The sequence below is a fragment of the Sphingomonas sp. genome, assembly GCF_051962185.1.
Lineage (GTDB): Bacteria > Pseudomonadota > Alphaproteobacteria > Sphingomonadales > Sphingomonadaceae > Sphingomonas.
Window position 1 is genome coordinate 1 of the sequence record NZ_JBQCCN010000313.1, and the last position, 17,230, is coordinate 17,230.

The 17,230-nt window shown below is 66.6% G+C and carries 18 protein-coding genes and 1 pseudogene; 12 read left to right on the forward strand and 7 right to left on the reverse strand.

Annotation, left to right across the window (positions count from 1 at the left end; translation table 11 throughout):
* The 7 genes and pseudogenes from ACTHJR_RS19030 to ACTHJR_RS19060 all read left to right on the forward strand — a co-directional run.
* Positions 1–423: pseudogene (locus ACTHJR_RS19030) on the forward strand (elongation factor 4); the annotation flags it as partial.
* Positions 424–557: 134 nt separating this feature from the next.
* On the forward strand, positions 558–1,238 hold the full coding sequence (locus ACTHJR_RS19035; RefSeq protein WP_440524999.1) for a spermidine synthase: 681 nt from the start codon (positions 558–560) through the stop codon (positions 1,236–1,238).
* A gap of 120 nt (positions 1,239–1,358) precedes the next feature.
* Entirely contained in the window at positions 1,359–2,117 is a 759-nt protein-coding gene (locus tag ACTHJR_RS19040; RefSeq protein WP_440525000.1) for a DUF2334 domain-containing protein, read from the forward strand.
* A 47-nt stretch (positions 2,118–2,164) separates the two neighbouring features.
* Positions 2,165–3,112 carry a hypothetical protein gene (locus tag ACTHJR_RS19045; protein ID WP_440525001.1) on the forward strand — a complete coding sequence of 316 codons (948 nt, stop codon included), beginning with the start codon at positions 2,165–2,167 and terminating at the stop codon, positions 3,110–3,112.
* The gene (locus ACTHJR_RS19050) at positions 3,112–4,281 is read left to right on the forward strand and encodes a glycosyltransferase (RefSeq protein WP_440525016.1); all 1,170 of its coding nucleotides are present in this window, start codon (positions 3,112–3,114) and stop codon (positions 4,279–4,281) included. The genes ACTHJR_RS19045 and ACTHJR_RS19050 overlap by 1 nt, the downstream gene beginning before the upstream one ends.
* A 71-nt stretch (positions 4,282–4,352) precedes the next feature.
* Positions 4,353–7,736 (forward strand): glycosyltransferase, encoded by a 3,384-nt coding sequence (locus ACTHJR_RS19055; RefSeq protein ID WP_440525002.1) that lies wholly within the window; start codon positions 4,353–4,355, stop codon positions 7,734–7,736.
* Between the two features lie 5 nt (positions 7,737–7,741).
* Positions 7,742–8,566 (forward strand): hypothetical protein, encoded by an 825-nt coding sequence (locus ACTHJR_RS19060; RefSeq protein ID WP_440525003.1) that lies wholly within the window; start codon positions 7,742–7,744, stop codon positions 8,564–8,566.
* A gap of 1 nt (position 8,567) precedes the next feature.
* On the opposite strand, the gene soxR is transcribed toward ACTHJR_RS19060, so the two are convergent.
* Positions 8,568–9,011, reverse strand: a complete 444-nt coding sequence (gene soxR, locus ACTHJR_RS19065) for a redox-sensitive transcriptional activator SoxR (RefSeq protein WP_440525004.1) — start codon at positions 9,009–9,011, stop codon at positions 8,568–8,570.
* Between the two features lie 96 nt (positions 9,012–9,107).
* Between soxR and ACTHJR_RS19070 the strand changes: the two genes are divergently transcribed.
* The 4 genes from ACTHJR_RS19070 to ACTHJR_RS19085 all read left to right on the forward strand — a co-directional run bounded on the left by ACTHJR_RS19070 (position 9,108) and on the right by ACTHJR_RS19085 (position 11,609).
* A complete protein-coding gene (locus ACTHJR_RS19070) occupies positions 9,108–9,422 on the forward strand; it encodes an antibiotic biosynthesis monooxygenase family protein (protein WP_440525005.1) in 315 nt (104 codons plus the stop codon).
* Between the two features lie 31 nt (positions 9,423–9,453).
* Positions 9,454–10,224, forward strand: coding sequence for a molybdate ABC transporter substrate-binding protein (gene modA, locus ACTHJR_RS19075; RefSeq protein WP_440525006.1), 771 nt, complete (start codon positions 9,454–9,456; stop codon positions 10,222–10,224).
* 118 nt (positions 10,225–10,342) lie between these two features.
* Positions 10,343–11,017, forward strand: a complete 675-nt coding sequence (gene modB / locus ACTHJR_RS19080) for a molybdate ABC transporter permease subunit (RefSeq protein WP_440525007.1) — start codon at positions 10,343–10,345, stop codon at positions 11,015–11,017.
* Positions 11,007–11,609, forward strand: coding sequence for an ATP-binding cassette domain-containing protein (locus ACTHJR_RS19085; protein WP_440525008.1), 603 nt, complete (start codon positions 11,007–11,009; stop codon positions 11,607–11,609). Before modB ends, ACTHJR_RS19085 begins: the two co-directional genes overlap by 11 nt.
* On the opposite strand, the gene ACTHJR_RS19090 is transcribed toward ACTHJR_RS19085, so the two are convergent.
* The 5 genes from ACTHJR_RS19090 to ACTHJR_RS19110 form a co-directional block, all read right to left on the reverse strand.
* Complete coding sequence (locus ACTHJR_RS19090) at positions 11,606–12,112, reverse strand: DUF1993 domain-containing protein (RefSeq protein WP_440525009.1); 507 nt, start codon at positions 12,110–12,112, stop codon at positions 11,606–11,608. The genes ACTHJR_RS19085 and ACTHJR_RS19090 overlap by 4 nt on opposite strands.
* A 113-nt stretch (positions 12,113–12,225) precedes the next feature.
* Complete coding sequence (locus tag ACTHJR_RS19095) at positions 12,226–12,960, reverse strand: anti-sigma factor family protein (RefSeq protein ID WP_440525010.1); 735 nt, start codon at positions 12,958–12,960, stop codon at positions 12,226–12,228.
* The gene (locus tag ACTHJR_RS19100; protein WP_440525011.1) at positions 12,957–13,562 is read right to left on the reverse strand and encodes a sigma-70 family RNA polymerase sigma factor; all 606 of its coding nucleotides are present in this window, start codon (positions 13,560–13,562) and stop codon (positions 12,957–12,959) included. The genes ACTHJR_RS19095 and ACTHJR_RS19100 overlap by 4 nt, the downstream gene beginning before the upstream one ends.
* Positions 13,563–13,578: 16 nt before the next feature.
* Complete coding sequence (locus ACTHJR_RS19105) at positions 13,579–14,007, reverse strand: cupredoxin domain-containing protein (RefSeq protein ID WP_440525012.1); 429 nt, start codon at positions 14,005–14,007, stop codon at positions 13,579–13,581.
* 118 nt (positions 14,008–14,125) lie between these two features.
* Positions 14,126–15,058 carry a metallophosphoesterase family protein gene (locus ACTHJR_RS19110; protein ID WP_440525013.1) on the reverse strand — a complete coding sequence of 311 codons (933 nt, stop codon included), beginning with the start codon at positions 15,056–15,058 and terminating at the stop codon, positions 14,126–14,128.
* Between the two features lie 165 nt (positions 15,059–15,223).
* On the opposite strand from ACTHJR_RS19110, the gene ACTHJR_RS19115 reads away from it, so the two are divergent.
* On the forward strand, positions 15,224–16,765 hold the full coding sequence (locus ACTHJR_RS19115; RefSeq protein WP_440525014.1) for a tetratricopeptide repeat protein: 1,542 nt from the start codon (positions 15,224–15,226) through the stop codon (positions 16,763–16,765).
* A gap of 68 nt (positions 16,766–16,833) precedes the next feature.
* Here ACTHJR_RS19115 and ACTHJR_RS19120 read toward each other — a convergent pair.
* A partial coding sequence (locus tag ACTHJR_RS19120) for a hypothetical protein (protein ID WP_440525015.1) occupies positions 16,834–17,230 on the reverse strand: 397 nt, incomplete at its 5' end.

Below are 17,230 nucleotides of genomic sequence, written 5' to 3' on the forward strand. Positions count from 1 at the left end.
AAGTCGATCAGCCGCGGCTATGCCAGCTTCGACTATCACCAGATCGGCTATCGCGAGGGCGACCTCGTCAAGATGTCGATCCTGGTCAACAACGAGCCGGTCGACGCGCTCAGCATGATCGTCCATCGCGGCACCGCCGAGAGCCGCGGCCGCGGCATGTGCGAGCGCCTCAAGGACCTGATCCCGCGCCATTTGTTCAAGATCCCGATCCAGGCGGCGATCGGCGGCAAGGTCATCGCGCGTGAGACGATTGCCGCTATGCGCAAGGACGTTACCGCGAAATGCTACGGCGGCGACATCACCCGCAAACGCAAGCTTCTGGAAAAGCAGAAGGAAGGCAAGAAGCGGATGCGCGAGTACGGCTCGGTGCAGATTCCGCAGGAGGCGTTCATCGCCGCGCTGCGCATGGGGGATGAGAATTAGGGACTTCCGTCATCCGGCCTTGTGCCGGGATCCACGGTGCCGCAGGCGCTGTCCTTTAGCCTCTTGCTTCGGGCTAAGCCGCCCGGTGGATGCCGGCACAAGGCCGGGATGACGATGAAATGCGGAGCCAACCCATGATCCCCCGCGAACTGATCGACGTCGCGCGCATCCCCGGCACCAACGATGAGCTTCGCCTGTTCCGGCGCGGCGCCGATTTCATGATCGTGCTCGACCGCAACGAGCTGATGAACAGCCGGATGAGCGGGTCGGAGGAAGTGCTGGCGACCGAGACCTGCGCCCGGCTCGAGGGGCGCAAGGCACCGCATCTGCTGATCGGCGGCTATGGCATGGGCTTCACCCTGCGCGCCGCATTGCGCTCGCTCGGTCCCGACGCGCGCCTGACCGTCGCCGAACTGGTTCCCGAGATCATCGATTGGGCGCGCGGCCCCATGGCCGAGCTCGCCGCCGGCTGCCTCGATGACCGGCGTGTCCGCGTGGTCGGCGATGACGTCGCCGTGCTGATCGAACAAGGGCAGGGCGGCTATGACGCGATCCTGCTTGACGTCGACAACGGCCCTGACGGTCTGACCCGCGACAGCAACGGCCGGCTTTATTCGGAGCGCGGGCTCGAAAATGCGTGGCGTGCGCTGCGCCCCGGCGGAATCCTCGCCATCTGGTCGGCGGCGCCCGACCCGCGTTTCGCCCGCAAGTTCGGCACCTGCGGCTTCCGGGTCGACGAAGTCGTCACTCGCGCGCGCCGCAACGGCAAGGGCCCGCGCCACGTGCTCTGGTTCGGGACGCGGAGCCAAGGATAGGCAGCCGCACGGGCTGCGTGCAAATTTTGGCGACGCACTGCGACATTCCTGCACTTGCGGTCTGCCCGGAACGGGCCTAGCGGCGCGCGCAACCCGGATATTCTTATCACTGGTCTGCCGATGGCCCGTCCCGAACCCTCTTTGCTGGTGTCGATCCACGATGTCTCCCCCAAGTTCGAGGGGAAAGTCGATCGTCTTGCCGACCTGGTGTCGCGCGGGATGGAGACGCCGCGCTATGCGATGCTGGTGGTGCCCGATCATTGGGGCGATTCGCCGATCCGCGCCGGGACGCCGTTCGCGTCGCGATTGCGGGACTGGTCGGACGCGGGGGTCGACATGTTCGTCCATGGCTGGTTCCATCTCGACCGCAGCCAGCATGAAGGCGCGCTGGCCCGGTTCAAGGCCAAGAGGATGACGGCGGGCGAAGGCGAGTTCCTCGGGCTCGACCATGCCACCGCGCGGGCACGGATGGCGGATGGCCGCAAGCTGATCGAGGATATCATCGGCCGTCCGGCCGCGGGCTTCATCGCGCCGGCCTGGCTCTATGGCGAGGGCGCGATGCGGGCGCTCGGCGACGAAGGGTTCGCGCTCGCCGAGGATCATATGAAGGTGTGGCGCCCCGAAACCGGCGAGATCGTGGCGAGGGGCCCGGTCATCACCTGGGCCAGTCGCAGCCGCTGGCGGATCGCCTCGTCGCTCGCCGTCGCGGCTTTGGCACGCGCCGCCTTGCCGCGACGACCCTGGATGCGCCTTGCCGTTCATCCTGGAGACACCAATGTACCGGCACTGACGGACAGTATCGCGCGGACGATTGCCACTTTGTCGCGCGGGGCGCGTTTTGCCCGGTACCGAGAGTTGTTGCCGGCCACTGGGGCGTGAGCGGCCAGATGCCAAACCGGGAAAGGGACGGGTAAGGTAGCGATCGAATGAACGACATGTCACGGACCGTACGCGGAGTGGAGGCCGCCACGGTTGCCGATTGGGCGAGAGGCGCGGGGGATCGCGCCGCTGGCCCGTGGCTTCGCTGGACGGGGCCGCTCCTCTCGATCGCGATCATCGTCGTCGTCGCGCGCGCGCTTGGCCGGGCCGATCTGGTCGCTCTCGGCCATTTGATGCCCACGTCCATCTCGTTCTGGCTGGGGATGGCGCTGTTGCTGGCGATCCAGCCGATCGCCGATTATCTCATTTTCCGCGGACTCTGGCCGCTGCCGCTCGGCGGCGGGCTGGTCGCCCTGTTCCGCAAGTCGGCATCGAACGAATTGCTGTTCGGCTATTCCGGCGAGTTGCAATTCTATCTCTGGGCGCGGCGCCATGCCGCCATCCCCGGGTCGCCGTTCGGGACGGTGCGCGACGTCGCGGTCCTGTCGGCGCTGACCGGCAATATCGTGACGCTAGCCCTGTTGCTTGCCGCCATTGCACTTCCCGGACCGCTCGAATTCGGCGTCATGAACGCGCCCATCCTGTGGTCGGGCGTGATCCTGGTCGCCTCGTCGATCGCGGTGATGTTGTTTCGGCGCCACCTGTTCGCCGTCTCGCGCGCGCAGTTCTGGCGGATCGCGGCGATTCACACGGTGCGCTCGATCGCGGTGACCGTGATGTTCGGCCTCCTCTGGGCGATGGTCATGCCGGACGGATCGCTCGGCTGGTGGCTGCTTTTGTCGGCGGCACGTCAATTCGTCACCCGCCTGCCGTTCCTCCCCAACAAGGATCTGGTGTTCGCCGGCCTCGCTGCGGGCATGCTGCATCAGGTACCGCACGTCCGCGATACTGTCGCTCTGGTCGCCGGCGTGGTCTTCGCCGGGCAAGTCGTGATCGGCGCCGCGCTGGCGATCGCCGACCTGACGCGCGAAGCGATGAACCTGGAGAGCCGGTGATGCGAATCGTCGACGTCTGCGCCTTCTACACGCCGGCAGGGGGCGGGGTTCGCACCTATGTCGAGCGTAAGCTGCGCGCGGGTCCGGCGGCGGGGCAGGAAATCGTCATCCTGGCGCCCGGTCCCGAGGACCGGATCGAGGAAGTAGCGCCCGGTGCGATCATCGCGACGATCGCCGCGCCGGAATTTCCGCTCGACCGCAATTACCATTATTTCGACGATCAGGAGCGGCTCTACGCTGCGCTCGATCAATGGCGGCCCGATCTGGTCGAAGTCGCCTCGCCCTGGACCAGCGCGTCGATGGTCGGGCGTTGGCGGGGCGACGCGCCACGTGCGCTGATCATGCATTGCGATTTCCTGTCGGCCTATCCCTATCGCTGGCTGCAGGGGATGTTCTCGATCCCCACGATCGATCGCCAGCTCGACTGGTATTGGCGGCATCTGCGTCGGCTCGACCGCCAGTTCGATTTCGTGGTCAGCGCCAGCGACGATCTGACGCAGCGACTTCGCGCGGGCGGCGTGACCAAGGCGCGGACGATCCCGATGGGCGTCCAGCCGGGCGTATTCTCGCCCGAACTGCGCGACGAACGCCTGCGGCGCGAGATGCTGGCGCAATGCGAGCTGCCGCCCGACGCGACGCTGCTGGTCGGCCTCGGCCGAATGGCACCCGAGAAACGCTGGCCGATGATCTGCGAGGCGGTATTGGCGGCAGGATCGCACCATGCGGTCGGGCTCGTCCTGTTCGGCGCCGGGCGAGACCGCGCCCGCGTGATCCGCGCCACGCGTCGGTCGCCGCACATCACCATCGCGCCGGCGGTCAGCGACCGCGGCCAGTTGGCGCGCATGCTGGCGAGCGCCGACGCGCTGATCCACGGGTGCGAGGCGGAAACCTTCTGCATGGTCGCGGCCGAAGGCGCGGCGAGCGGCCTGCCGCTGATTCTGCCCGATCGCGGCGGCGCCGCCGATCACCATCGTCCGGGATGCGGCGTTCGCTATGCGGCGTGCGATCCGCGCGACCTGAGCGAGCGGCTGACCGCGTTCCTCGACGACGAGCCGGCCGAACATCGCCGGCGGGCGGCGGCTTCGGCGGGCGACGTGCGGACGATGGACGCGCACTTCGCCGATCTCTTCCGACTGTATCAGGGCGCGGTCGCGCGAGCGGCTGCCTGAGAGGTGACAATCGGGCGTGACGTACGGCCGGGCTTGAAGGGTGCCCGCGGCAATGCCACGACACGTGCTCGATGACCGCATCCGGCGCACCCGTTTTCTATGATCCCTCCGGCCGGCGCTGTCGCCGTTTCCTGCTGGGAACGATCGCGTTCGTCGTCTTGCTGCTGCTGTCGGCGGCAGTGTTCGCCGCGTCCATCGGGATCGTGCCGTCGCAGCCGCTGCTGCCGATCAGCACCGAGCGACCGCTTCACCGACTGACTCCGCCGCACGACACGTTTCTCAAACGCACCAGCCGTACGGTCGACTGGTATGCGCGCAAGCTGACCGGCGAGACGCGGGCGAAGGAAGCCAAGACCGCGGGTAACGTGCCGCTGGCAATCGGCTTCCACGTGCCTTGGGACGAGGCGAGCGCGGGGTCGCTGCGACGTCACATCAACGAACTCGACTGGGTGATCCCCGGCTGGGTGTCGGTGACCGGGCCGAAGCACACGATCACGGTCTTCAACGATACCGCGGGTCGCGCGGCGATCAACGCCGCGACGCGGCGCCCGTTGATCCTGCCGATGATCCAGAACGCCATCCAGGGTCAGTTCGACCCGGCGGGCATGACGGCGCTGCTGCATGATCCGAGACTGCGCAAGCAGTTCCTGGACCGGCTCGAACCCTGGCTCCTGGCCAATCACGCCGCCGGCGCGATGTTCGATTTCGAGCAGCTGCCGCCGTCCGCGCAGCGCGACTATCTCGCCTTCCTCAACGAAGCGAATACCCGGTTCGATCGGCATGGCTGGCTGATCACCATGGCGGTACCGGTCGGCGATCGGTCGTGGAACCTGCCCGCCTATGCCAAGATCGTCGATCGCATCTTCCTGATGAGCTATGACGAGCATGAGAATTCGGGCGATCCCGGGCCGATCGCGTCGCAGACCTGGTTCGCGCGTGCGGTCGCCGATGCGGCGCGCGGCATTCCGGCCTCCAAGCTGGTCGTGACGATCGGCAATTACGGCTACAATTGGTATCCAGGCGGCGCCGACCCGGTCACCGTCGAAGAAGCGTGGCAGACCGCGAGCGAATCCGACGCGGTGCCGGTGTTCGATCCCGCCAGCGGCAATTCGGGCTTCGCTTATGAGGAAGACAATAAGAAGCACGTCGTCTGGTTCCTCGACGCGGCCTCCGCCTACAACCAGATCGGCTTCCTGCGCCGCGCCGGGATCGGCGGCATCGCCCTGTGGCGGCTCGGGGCCGAGGATCCCGGTCTGTGGTCGATGTTCGGTCGGTCGCATCCGACGCTGCCGCCAGCCAATGTCATCGAGGATATCCCCAACGGCACCGAAGCCACGGTCGAGGGGCGCGGCGAGATCCTGAAGATCGCGGCCACTCCGGCGAAAGGTCAGCGCAAGGTCACGACCGCGCAAGACGGCAGCATCACTGGCGTCGATTTCCTGCGCCTGCCCAGTCAATATCTGATCCAGCGCACCGGCTATAGCCCCAACAAGATCGCGCTGACCTTCGACGACGGGCCCGACCCGCAATGGACGCCGAAGATCCTCGACATCCTCAAGCGCTACAATGTCCCTGGGACGTTCTTCATGGTCGGGGAGAACGGCCTGACCCAACGCGGCTTGCTCGAACGCATCGTCCGCGAAGGCCATGAGGTCGGTAGCCATACCTATACCCATCCCAATCTGGCCGGCGCGTCGGCGACCGATACCGATATCGAGCTCAACGCCAACCAGCGACTATTCCAAGCCTTCACCGGGCGATCGTTGCGATTGTTCCGCGCGCCCTATTTCGGCGACGCCGAGCCGACCACCGCCGACGAACTCGGGCCCGTATTCGCAGCACAGCAGCGCGGCTATATCTCGGTCGGCCTGCACGTCGATGCCGAAGACTGGCAGCGCCCGGGCGTTCAGGCGATCATCGACAATGTCGTCAGCGGCGTCGCCAAGGGCGGCACCGGTTGCGCCTCGGGCGACGACAATGAGTGCAGCCACAATATCGTCCTGCTCCACGACGCCGGCGGCGACCGCGAGCAGACGATCGAGGCGTTGCCCGTCATCATCGAGAAACTGCGCGCGATGGGCTATACGTTCGTGCCGGTGTCGACGCTCGCGGGCCTGACTCGCGACCAGGCGATGCCGCCGATCTCGGCGAGCGATCGTGCCGCGGCGGAGGCCGACCTGTTCCTGTTCGGCACGCTCGGCGCGACCGTCACCGCGCTCGGCTGGATCTTCGTCTTCGCCATCTCGATCGGCATCCTCCGCGCGGTCGTGCTGTCGGCGCTGGCGCTGCTCCAGGCGCGACGCGAGGGACGGATGGTATTCCCCGACATCGACCCCGATCGCTTCGTCACGGTGATGATCCCGGCGTTCAACGAGGAAGCGGTGATCGAACGCTCGGTGAGAACCGTGCTCGCCTCGACCGACGTCCGGATCGAGGTGATCGTGATCGACGACGGGTCGAAGGACCGCACCAGCGAGATCGTCGCCACCGCGTTCGCCGATGATCCGCGCGTCCGCCTGCTGACGCTGGAGAATGGCGGCAAGGCGCGCGCGCTCAACCGCGGGCTGGAACTGGCGACGGGGGAGATCGTGATCGCGCTCGATGCCGACACCCAGTTCGAACCGACCACGATCGCGCGTCTGGCGCGCTGGTTCGGCGATCCGAAACTGGGCGCGGTCGCGGGCAACGCCAAGGTCGGCAATCGCGTCAACCTCGTCACCAAATGGCAGGCGCTCGAATATATCACCGCGCAGAATCTGGAGCGTCGCGCGCTCGCCAGCCTCAACGCGATGACCGTGGTGCCCGGCGCGGTCGGCGCCTGGCGGCTGGAGGCGATCAAGTCGGTCGGCGGCTATCCCGACGACACCTTGGCCGAGGACCAGGACCTGACCATCGCGATCCAGCGGGCCGGGTGGAAGGTCCATTACGACCAATATGCCATCGCCTGGACCGAGAGCCCGGAAAGCTTCAAGGGCCTCGCCAAGCAACGTTTCCGCTGGGCGTACGGCACCTTGCAATGTTTGTGGAAGCACGGCTCGATCATCGGCCGCGGCCGCCCGCTCGGGCTCGCCTGGATCGGCCTTCCGCAAGCCATCGTGTTCCAGATCGTGCTCGCCGCGATCAGCCCGATCATCGACCTCGCGCTGATCGTCAGCTTCGCGCTGACCTGGGTCGCGGTCGAACAGCACGGCTGGGGCGAGAACCAGCACAGTATCGACAAGATGCTGGCCTATTGGCTGATCTTCACCGCGATCGACATGCTCGCCGCGATCGTCGCCTTCGCGCTCGAACGGCGCGAGAAATGGTCGTTGCTGTGGCTGCTCATCCCGCAGCGCGTCGGCTACCGCCAGGTGATGTATTATGTCGTGCTCAAGGCGATCACCCAGGCGCTGCGCGGCCCGCGGGTCGGCTGGGGGAAGTTGCAGCGTACGGGTCGGGTGCAGGCATCAGGATGAGAGCCGTGCGCTACACCGTGTCGCTCACTGCGATCATGCTGACGGCGGCAGGGCCGAGCGACGTCGCCGGACAGGTTGTGATGCGGGTCTATCGCAGTCTGCCCGATGCCGCGATTACGATCGTCAATGCATCGACGCTCAAGATAAAGCCGGCGGGGCGAAGCGAGACGACGATCAGCCTCGACCGCATCCGCGACTTTTGCTCGGTCAACGACGCCGATGCGTGCAGGGGCGAGGAAGATAAGTTCGCCGAGGGCATCGTCGAGATGGCGACATCCGATTATGCGATCACCCGCGACCGCCTGCGCGTGATCGTGCGCGATACGGCCTATGTCCGGGGGAGCGCGGCAACGTTGGCGGCCAAGAAAGGCTCCATTCCGGTCAACGCGCCGCTGGCCGAGGGCATCTCGCTCGTGTTGGCGGCCGATTTTCCCAACACCACGTCGCTGGTCGGCGACGAATCGCTGAAGCCGCTCGGCCTCGACGGTCAGGCCGCCCTTGCGCTGGGCACCGACCAGGTTCTCAAGGATCTGCCGTCGCTTCCGTCGCTCGATGAGGTGAAAGGCAAGATCCTCGTCATCTCCGATTATGATTATGGCGCGAGCATGCTGTTGCGGCCCGAGCGCTGGCGCGCGCTCGCCGAAGGAACCAATGGCATGCTGTTCGTCGCCGTCCCGTCGGACAACAACGTGCTGATCGGGACCGTCCCGCCCGACGCATCGCTGGCCAAGCTGCGCGAACTGGTGTCCCAGGATTATGCCACGGCCTCGCGTGGCGTGTCGCCGCTGATCTATCGGTGGTCGCCCGGCGGCTGGGTGGCGGCCAAGTAAGTCAATCCGCGATCAATCGCGGCCCCGAGGATTTCAGGCCCAATCGGTCGCCCGGATTGCGCAGCGGGCAATCCTCCATCGACAGGCAGCCGCAGCCGATGCAGCTGCCGAGTTGGTCGCGCAGCGCGGTCAGTTGGGCGATGCGATGATCGAGATCGTCGCGCCACGCGGCCGACATGCGGCGCCAGTCATCTGCCGAGACCGGTCGGTCGACCGGCAAGCTGTCGAGCGCGGCCTTGATCTCGCCGAGGGGGATGCCGGTGCGTTGCGCGACCTTGATCACCGCGACCCGGCGCAGCACGCCGCGGCGGAAACGGCGCTGGTTGCCGCCCGACCGTTCGGCACCGATCAGGCCCTTCGCTTCGTAGAAATGGATGGTCGACACCGCGACGCCGCTGCGCCGCGCGACCTCGCCGACCGACAGCATCGCGGGAATGTCCGACATGGCGAAAAGCCCCTTGACCTCAATGTTGCTTGAGGTTCCATAGGCGCGTCTCGCGATGCCCGCAACGTCGCCAAGCTTCGATCGAAGGAGACCGAGATGACTGCCCCATTCTATCGTATCGACAAATTCGTCGTCCCCGACGCCGCGCGCCAGGCGTTCATCGATGCGGTCGACGACACCGACGCGGTGATGCGCGCCCAGCCCGGCTTCGTGCGGCACGATCTGCTCGAACAGGTCGGCGGCCCGGGCGAATTCAACTTCGTGACCGTCGCCGAATGGGAAAGCGATGCGGTGGTCCCGGTCGTCGCGGCGGCGATCGCGCGACGCCATGCCGAGTGCCGCTTCGACCGCATCGCGTTCTTCGCGCAGCACGGCATTCGCGCCGACATCGCAACCTATCGCGTGCTTTGAGGCGCCGCCCGCGCGGTGTATGCGCGGCGTCATGATGCAAAGCTTCACGCGCCGGTTCGTGCTTGGCGGGCTCGCCGCGCTGACGGTCGGCGCCGCGCCGGCGCCATCCGCGCCGCTGGTGCTGGCGGCGGCGAGCCTGCAGGAATCGCTGAGCGCGGCGGCGGACGCCTGGGCCAAGTCCGGTCATCCGCGTCCTGTCATCTCGTTCGCTGCTTCTTCGACGCTCGCGCGTCAGATCGAATCCGGCGCGCCGGGCGACCTGTTCGCCTCGGCCGACGAAGACTGGATGGATGCACTGGCCGCCAAGGGGCTGCTTGCAAACGGTACGCGATCCGACCTCGTCGGCAACCGCCTGGTCGTGGTCGAACCGGCCGGGCGCCGCTCGGCGATCCCGACCAGCGGGCCGCGCCTGGCACGGGTGCTGGGCGCCGGGCCGCTGGCGATGGCCGACCCCGACAGCGTGCCGGCAGGCAAATATGGCAAGGCCGCGCTGGAAAAGCTCGGCGCGTGGCAGGCGGTCGCGCCTCATGTCGTTCGGGCCGAGAACGTGCGTGCGGCGCTAGCGCTGGTCGAACGCGGCGCGGCGCCGTTCGGGATCGTCTATCTGACCGATGCCAAGGCATCGACCAAAGTGCGCGTCGCGGGCGTGTTTCCGCGAACCAGCCATCCACCGATCCTCTATCCGATCGCGCGGCTGGCGCGCTCGACCAATCCGGAGGCGGCGGGTTTCCGACGGTTCCTGCTGTCCTCGCGTGGTCGGATGATCTTCGCGCGGTTTGGATTTGGGGCGCCCGTTCGGTGATCGGTTTATGCCGTCATGCCGGGCTTGTCCCGGCATCCACCGTGCAACAATCCCTCAGCTCGGCTGGGGAGGAGTGGACCCCGGCACAGGGCCGGGATCACGATGAAGAGAATTCCGCTTGAGCCCCGAGGAATGGGGCATCGTCGCGCTCTCCTTGCGCGTCGGGCTGGTGGCCACCTTGGCCGCGCTGCCCATTGCCTTCGCCATCGCCTGGCTGCTCGCGCGCGGGCGCTTTCCGGGCAAGATCCTGGTCGAGGCGATCGTCTATCTGCCGCTGGTCGTACCGCCGGTGGTCACCGGCTGGTTCCTGCTGCTCGCCTTCGCGCCGGCGGGGCCGCTGGGTTTCCTGAGCGGGCATGTCCTGTTCCGCTGGACCGGCGCGGCGATCGCGGCGGGAGTGATGGCGCTCCCGCTGATGGTGCGCGCGATCCGATTGTCGATCGAGGCGGTCGATCGCCGGCTCGAAGGCGCGGCGCGGACTTTGGGCGCGGGACGGTGGCGCGTGTTCCGGACGATCACGTTGCCGCTCAGTTTCCCCGGGCTGCTCGCCGGCGCGGTACTGGGCTTCGCGCGCTCGCTGGGCGAATTCGGCGCGACGATCACTTTCGTCTCCAACGTTCCTGGACAGACGCAGACGCTGCCGCTGGCGATTTACGCCGCGCTCCAGCGCCCCGACGGCGACGCCGTCGCGCTCAGGCTGTCGGCGCTCTCGATCCTGGTCGCCTTGGCGGCGCTGATCGCGTCGGAACTGCTCGCGCGGCGGATGCGCATTGCGATGCTGCATGGCGTTTGACCTCGATCTCGCGAAGCGGCTCGGCGAGACCGAGATCGCGCTGCGGCTCGAGGCCGGGGAAGGGGTGACCGTGCTGTTCGGCCCGTCCGGCGTGGGCAAGAGCAGCGTGCTCAACATGGTCGCCGGCTTGCTCAAGCCCGATCGCGGCCATGTCCGTGTCGGTGGCACCACCCTGTTCGGCGACGGAATCGACCTCGCCCCCGAAAAGCGCCGCGCCGGTTATGTCTTTCAGGAGCCGCGGCTGTTCCCGCACATGCGCGTGGCGGCCAACCTGCGCTACGGCGGCGCGCGGGAGGCGACGATCGATGCCGTCGCCGAACTGCTCGACATCGTCCGATTGCTCGATCGCTGGCCGCGCAGCCTGTCGGGAGGCGAGGCGAAGCGCGTCGCGATCGGCCGGGCGCTGCTCAGCGACCCGGCCTTCCTGTTGCTCGACGAACCCACCGCGTCGCTCGACCGCGCGCGGTCCGACGAGGTCGAGCGCGCGATCCGCGATGTTCGCGACGAACTCGGCCTGCCGATCCTGATGGTCACCCATGACCGCGCCGAAGCCGAACGGCTGGCGACGCAAGTCGTGGAAATGCGGCGTTAGATTCCGCCAAGGAAGTCCATTTTGCCGATCGGCACGCCCTTCATGCGCAGGAGGGCATAGGCGGTCGTGACGTGGAAATAGAAGTTCGGCTGGACGAACCCGAGCACGTAATCGCGCCCGGCGAACCTGAATTCGCCATTGGGGAATTTGAGCACGATCTCGGCGTCTTCCTTGCCGTTGACGGTGTCGGCGGGGACCGATTTCACGAAGTCGATCGTCTTCGCGATACGCGCCTTGAGATCCTCGAACGTGGTTTCGTCGTCCTCCATCACGACATTCTCGACGCCGCCCACGCGGACCATGCAGCCCTTGGCCGAATCGCTCGCGCGCTGGATTTGCGAGATCAGATTGCCCATGTCGCCGATCAGTCTGGCGTCGAGCAATTCCTGCTCGTCGATCCCTTGGTCGGCGGCGAAGGCGCGACCCTTGTCGAGGATCTTGTCGAGATTGTTGAGCGCGCGGACGAAAACGGGCGCGGTCAGGGCGTGAAGATCGGTAGCCACTGGATTCTCCCCTAGAGAAACGGGCCGCCGGACGGCGCCCGCGCGGTGGAGATAGGGCATGAGTTTCGAATGAAAACCCGTTGGCGTTGATTTTTTACCGTTTCGGCAAGAAATCAGTGTGCGGCGGCGACGAATGCCTTGCGGAACTGGTCTAGATCGCCCCTGGCGACGTCGGACACCGCCCAGAAATCGAGATCGCCTTGGCGCCAATGGACCAGGGTATAGCCGTCCGTCGCTGCATCGGCCGGCACCGCTCCCTTGCCTGCGGGCCAGGCGAACACGTTGATCGTGTGGAGGTTGCGCCGATAGACGATCGCGGGGACGACGCGTCCGCCGATATAATCGAGCCGTCCGCCGACCAGCGGGAATCCCTGATCCTTGAGATCGGGGGTGGGCGGCGAGAAGTCGATCTTGCCGTTGAACCACGGTTTGACGACGTGCCGGTCGGAGGTCGGAATGTCGACGAGATGATCGGCGAGCAGCGAACGGACATGACTTGCCACCATTTGCTGCTCGATCCCGTCGCTCGCGACCTGCTGAGGCACGGCGAGCGTGAGCGCGAGCCCCGCGGCGATCGCGCCGCCCGCGCCCCAGCCCAGCCGGCCAAGCCAAGGGTTTGTGGCGCGCGGGGTAGCGGGCAAGCTCGCCTCGATCCGCTCGCGCAGGCCGACGGGGGCGTCGTGCCGCAACTCGGGGTCGGCGATCATCTGATGGAGGTGCCGCAATTGTTCGAATTCGGCGGCGCACTCGGGACAGTTGCGCAGGTGCGCCTCGACGGAGGCGACATTGGCGGCGTCGAGCTCATCGTCGAGCAGCGCGTGGAGCAGCATCGGATCGGGACAGCTCATGCCTGGCGCTCCTGTTGCCCGGCGGTGCGCGCGGGGAGGAGCATCTTCGCCAGCATCTCGCGGGCACGGGCGAGCCGCGACATCACGGTGCCGATCGGTACCCCGGTCATCGCCGCGATCTCGCGATAGGACATCTCGTCCATCTCGCGCAGCACCAGGGTTTCGCGGAAGGGTTCGGGCAGGCCGGCGATCACTCCGCGCACCGTATCGATCTCCCGCGCGCGGGCCAAGGATTCCTCGGGCGTGTCGCTATCGGCGGGGATTGCCGCGACCGCTTCGGCCTGGGCGTCGGACAAGGCGGCGTCCGACACCACCACGCGCTCGCGCCGAACCTGCTCGGTGACGCGGTCGCGCCAGCAATTGCGCATGATCGCGAACAGCCAGGCGCGGGACGGGCCGCCGCGATAGGAATCGAACGACCGGAAGGCGCGCAGAAACGCCTCCTGCACCACGTCCTCGGCCATGCCGGCATCGTTGGTCAGGTAACGCGCCAGATTATAGGCGGCGTCGAGGTGCGGCAGCATCAGCTCGCGAAAGCGCAGCTCGGGGCCGGGCGTCACGTCCCGTCCACCGATCAGCCTGGGCCGAAAGCCGCCGATCACCCCTATGCCCTCCGCCTCAGCGCGCCGTGACGGTCACCTTGCCCGTCATCATCGGATGGAGCGAGCAGAAATATGCGACCTGGCCCGCCTTGGTGAAGGTGAAGCTGAACGACTGGCCGGTGTCGAGCACCTTGGAGCGGAAGCTCTTGTCGGTCGCGACGACCGTGTGCGGGATGTCGTCGTCATTGGTCCAGGTGACGGTTTGCCCGACCTTCACCGTCGCTATTTTGGGCCCGAAGGTGAAATTGGAGATGTGGACCGCGACCGGCCCCGCGGCGGCCGCCGTCGCCGGCCGCGATGCCGGCCGTGCGGCGGGCTTGTGATGGGTCGACAAGGTCTTGCCCCGGGCCGATGCCGCGACAGGGGGATGGGCGAAGCCCGGGGCAAGCGAGGCGGTGACCGCCGCAACAGGGATCAGGACGGCGGTCATCGTACGGAAGTTCATTCTCGGTCTCCGAAGGTTCAGAGCGGTTCGAGATCCGATGACATCGGCCATCCGCTCCAGGTTCTGATTTGGCGCGATTCCCGAGCCGGCGGGCGATTCCGCCGGCTTCGAGGCCGCTTTAGGCGAGGGTGGAATCGATCAGCGCGATGCGCTGGTCGCCGCGACGGAAGGTAACGTCGGTAATGCCCAGCATCGATCGCAGCTGGCCCGGCGGCACGACTTGCGGTCCGGGGGAGGGGGCAGTGCCCGGTACAGGTTGCGGGAAGGCGGTCGAGCGCGCGGTATGGAAGGTCATCTTGCCTTCGACCTTCTGCACGATCTGGTGGATATGGCCGTTGAGGATCGTCACCGAGCCGAAGCGCTTGAGCAGCGCGAGCGCGGCCTGAGCGTCGCCGGTACCCCAGCCCCATTGTTCGTAGACCGTCCAGAGCGGGATATGCGCGAACACCACGATCGGAGTCGAGGCGCTGCGGCTGGCCAGATCGGCCTTGAGCCAAGCGAGCTGCGCGGCGCCGAGATTGCCCATGCCGCCGGGCTTGAGGTCGGCGACGTTGACGAGCCCGACGAAATGCACGCCCTGATGATCGAAACTGAACCAGCCGGCGCCTTTGCTGCCCTTGCCGTGCCGATCGAGGAACGCCTTGCCGCCGCCTTCGTCGACCATGTCGTGCTCGCCGGGAACGAAGAAGGCGGGAATGCCGGTCTCCTTCAGGATCTGATCTGCGTCGTCGAATTCGTTGTCGCGCGACAGCTGCGTGATGTCGCCTGTGTGAATGATGAAGTCGGGCTTGACCTCGAGCGCTTTCACCTTGGCGATCGCTTCCCGATAGGTCGCGCGCGCATCGGGGTTGGCCGCCTTGTCGAAGCCGATATGGCTGTCGCTGAGCTGGAGGAAGGTGAAGCCCGCGGTTGCCGCCAGACCCGTGCCGCCGGCATCGAGGATCGCGCTGTGGGCGATGCCGCCGCTCAACGCATAGAGCGCGCCGGTGCCCGCCCAGGCCATGCATTTCAGCGCCTCGCGGCGGTCGGGAAGTCGTGGGTCGTCGGTCATGCCTGTGCGCCTTTCGAACGGGGTCGAAAGCCAAGACGGCGGCGAGGAGGCGCTTATTCCCGCGGCCGGAAATTTTTATCGGACGACCATGCTCCTGCCGCCGGATCGGACGCGCGGGCTTGCGATTCGGATCGCGCCATAACAGGATGGCGGCAGGGGGCGAGGATGAAGATACGACATTTTCTCAATGGGCTGGCAGTGATCACGTTGGTCGGTGCGGGACCCGCGCGCGCCGATTGGATGGAAGCGCGGAGCGCGCATCTAGTCATCGATATCGATGCCGACGAGGCTGTGGCGCGGGACTATGCGGTCAAACTGGAACGATACGATGCGGCGCTGCGGCTGCTCTACGGCGTGGCGGACGATCCGACGCGGCGGGTCAATCCGGTGCGCATCTACCCGTTGAAGGAAGGATTGTTCGAAAGCGTCTGCGACTGCGTGGGATGGGTCGGTTTCCAGAATCCGTCGGCTGCGGGATCGACGATCTTCACCATCTACAAGGCCAAGTTCGACGAGAAAGCGAAGCAAGGGGACCAGACGCCGCAGGCCGTGCTGCTGCACGAATATGCCCATCGATTCATGTACGCGAGCTTCCCGCTCGCTTATCCGCGCTGGTATTCGGAAGGATTCGCCGAGTTCAACGCCAATGCCGCGTTCGAACCCAGTGGCGCGGTCGATATCGGCTTTCCGGCGAACTATCGTGCCTGGTCGATCCGCAACCAGTATGAAGAGCTGACCGTCCGCGAATTCTTCGAACCGCCCGATTATTATCCGGTCGATACGCTCTATGGCCGCGGCTGGCTGATGACCCATTATCTGACGCTCGATCCGGCGCGAAAGGGGCAACTCGCGGTCTATCTGGCCGAGTTCAACAAAGGCAAATCGAGCCTGGACGCGGCGCAGATCGCATTCGGTGACCTCAACAAGCTGTATCGCGACCTGTTCGACTATCGGGCGCGCAAAGGCGGCCTTGCCAAACCGCTGCGAATCCCCCCGGCCAAGCATGTGCCCGACGTCTCGGTCGCGCCGCTTTCGCCGGGAGCGGTGGCGATGATGCCGTACCATATCCGCATCGCTTGGGGGATGCCGTCGAAACGCGCGAAGGACATGGTCAAGGAGGCATCGCGGATCGCCGGCGCCTATCCCAAGGATGCGCGGGCACAGGTCGACCTGGCGGGCCTCGCCTTCATCGCCGACGACCTCGATACCGCCGACGCCGCGGTCGACCGGGCGCTCGCTGTCGATCCGGATAATCGCGATGCCCTGCTGCGCAAGGGACAGATCGCGGTGCGGCGGGCGAGTCAGGCAAAGGCGACGACTCCGGCCGAATGGACCGCCGCGCGGGCCTGGTATCTCAAGGCCAACAAAGCGGAGCCCGACGCGTCGCTACCGTTGCTGCTCTATTATCAGAGCTTCGTCACCGCGAAGCAGACGCCCAGCAAGGGAGCGGTCCTCGGCCTCAAGCGCGCCGAGGTATTGACTCCCGAAGACGGCCAGATCCGCATGCTGCTGGCGCGCCGCCTGATCGACGAGGGCGATGCCAAGGGCGCGCGCTATCTGCTCCAGCCGGTCGCATTCTCACCGCATGCGCGCGAAGACGACAATGCCGCGCGCAAGGTGATCGGACTGATCGACGCCGGCAATCTGGCGGACGCCGGCAAGGCGATGGACGATGCCATCGCCGAGGACGCCAAGAAGACGAAATGAAAAAAACCGCCGCCCGGATCGCACGGACGGCGGTCTTTTCAGTCAACGATGAGCGCTGACGAGGGCGATCACTCGCTCTCGTTCAGATACTCGCCGGCATCCGCGTCGGTACCGTGACCGCTCGGGGCGACGCGGGCGAGCGCGTCGCTGCCGGTGTCGTCACGCGTGTCACGGGCCAGTTCGGCCGCACGCTCTTCCGCCGCCGAGTTCGGGGCGATCAGCGCTTCCTGCAGCGCGCGCTGCTGGACGCGGAGTGCGGCGTCGCGGCTGGTGGCCGCCACGCGCAGGCGGTTCATGCCCGCGCCGGTACCGGCGGGGATGAGACGGCCGACGATGACGTTCTCCTTGAGGCCGATCAGCGTGTCCTGCTTGCCCTGGACCGCCGCCTCGGTGAGGACGCGGGTGGTCTCCTGGAACGACGCCGCCGAGATGAAGCTGCGGGTCTGCAGCGACGCCTTGGTGATG

Bases quoted from the DNA above. Each gene is read 5' to 3' on its own strand.
- ACTHJR_RS19050 (WP_440525016.1), top strand. From the start codon at position 3,112: ATGCGAATCGTCGACGTCTGCGCCTTCTACACGCCGGCAGGGGGCGGG.
- ACTHJR_RS19085 (WP_440525008.1), top strand. From the start codon at position 11,007: ATGGCGTTTGACCTCGATCTCGCGAAGCGGCTCGGCGAGACCGAGATC.
- ACTHJR_RS19035 (WP_440524999.1), top strand. From the start codon at position 558: ATGATCCCCCGCGAACTGATCGACGTCGCGCGCATCCCCGGCACCAAC.
- ACTHJR_RS19110 (WP_440525013.1), bottom strand. From the start codon at position 15,058: ATGACCGACGACCCACGACTTCCCGACCGCCGCGAGGCGCTGAAATGC.
- ACTHJR_RS19070 (WP_440525005.1), top strand. From the start codon at position 9,108: ATGACTGCCCCATTCTATCGTATCGACAAATTCGTCGTCCCCGACGCC.
- ACTHJR_RS19105 (WP_440525012.1), bottom strand. From the start codon at position 14,007: ATGAACTTCCGTACGATGACCGCCGTCCTGATCCCTGTTGCGGCGGTC.
- modA (WP_440525006.1), top strand. From the start codon at position 9,454: ATGATGCAAAGCTTCACGCGCCGGTTCGTGCTTGGCGGGCTCGCCGCG.
- ACTHJR_RS19115 (WP_440525014.1), top strand. From the start codon at position 15,224: ATGAAGATACGACATTTTCTCAATGGGCTGGCAGTGATCACGTTGGTC.
- ACTHJR_RS19045 (WP_440525001.1), top strand. From the start codon at position 2,165: ATGAACGACATGTCACGGACCGTACGCGGAGTGGAGGCCGCCACGGTT.
- ACTHJR_RS19095 (WP_440525010.1), bottom strand. From the start codon at position 12,960: ATGAGCTGTCCCGATCCGATGCTGCTCCACGCGCTGCTCGACGATGAG.
- ACTHJR_RS19055 (WP_440525002.1), top strand. From the start codon at position 4,353: ATGACCGCATCCGGCGCACCCGTTTTCTATGATCCCTCCGGCCGGCGC.
- ACTHJR_RS19040 (WP_440525000.1), top strand. From the start codon at position 1,359: ATGGCCCGTCCCGAACCCTCTTTGCTGGTGTCGATCCACGATGTCTCC.
- soxR (WP_440525004.1), bottom strand. From the start codon at position 9,011: ATGTCGGACATTCCCGCGATGCTGTCGGTCGGCGAGGTCGCGCGGCGC.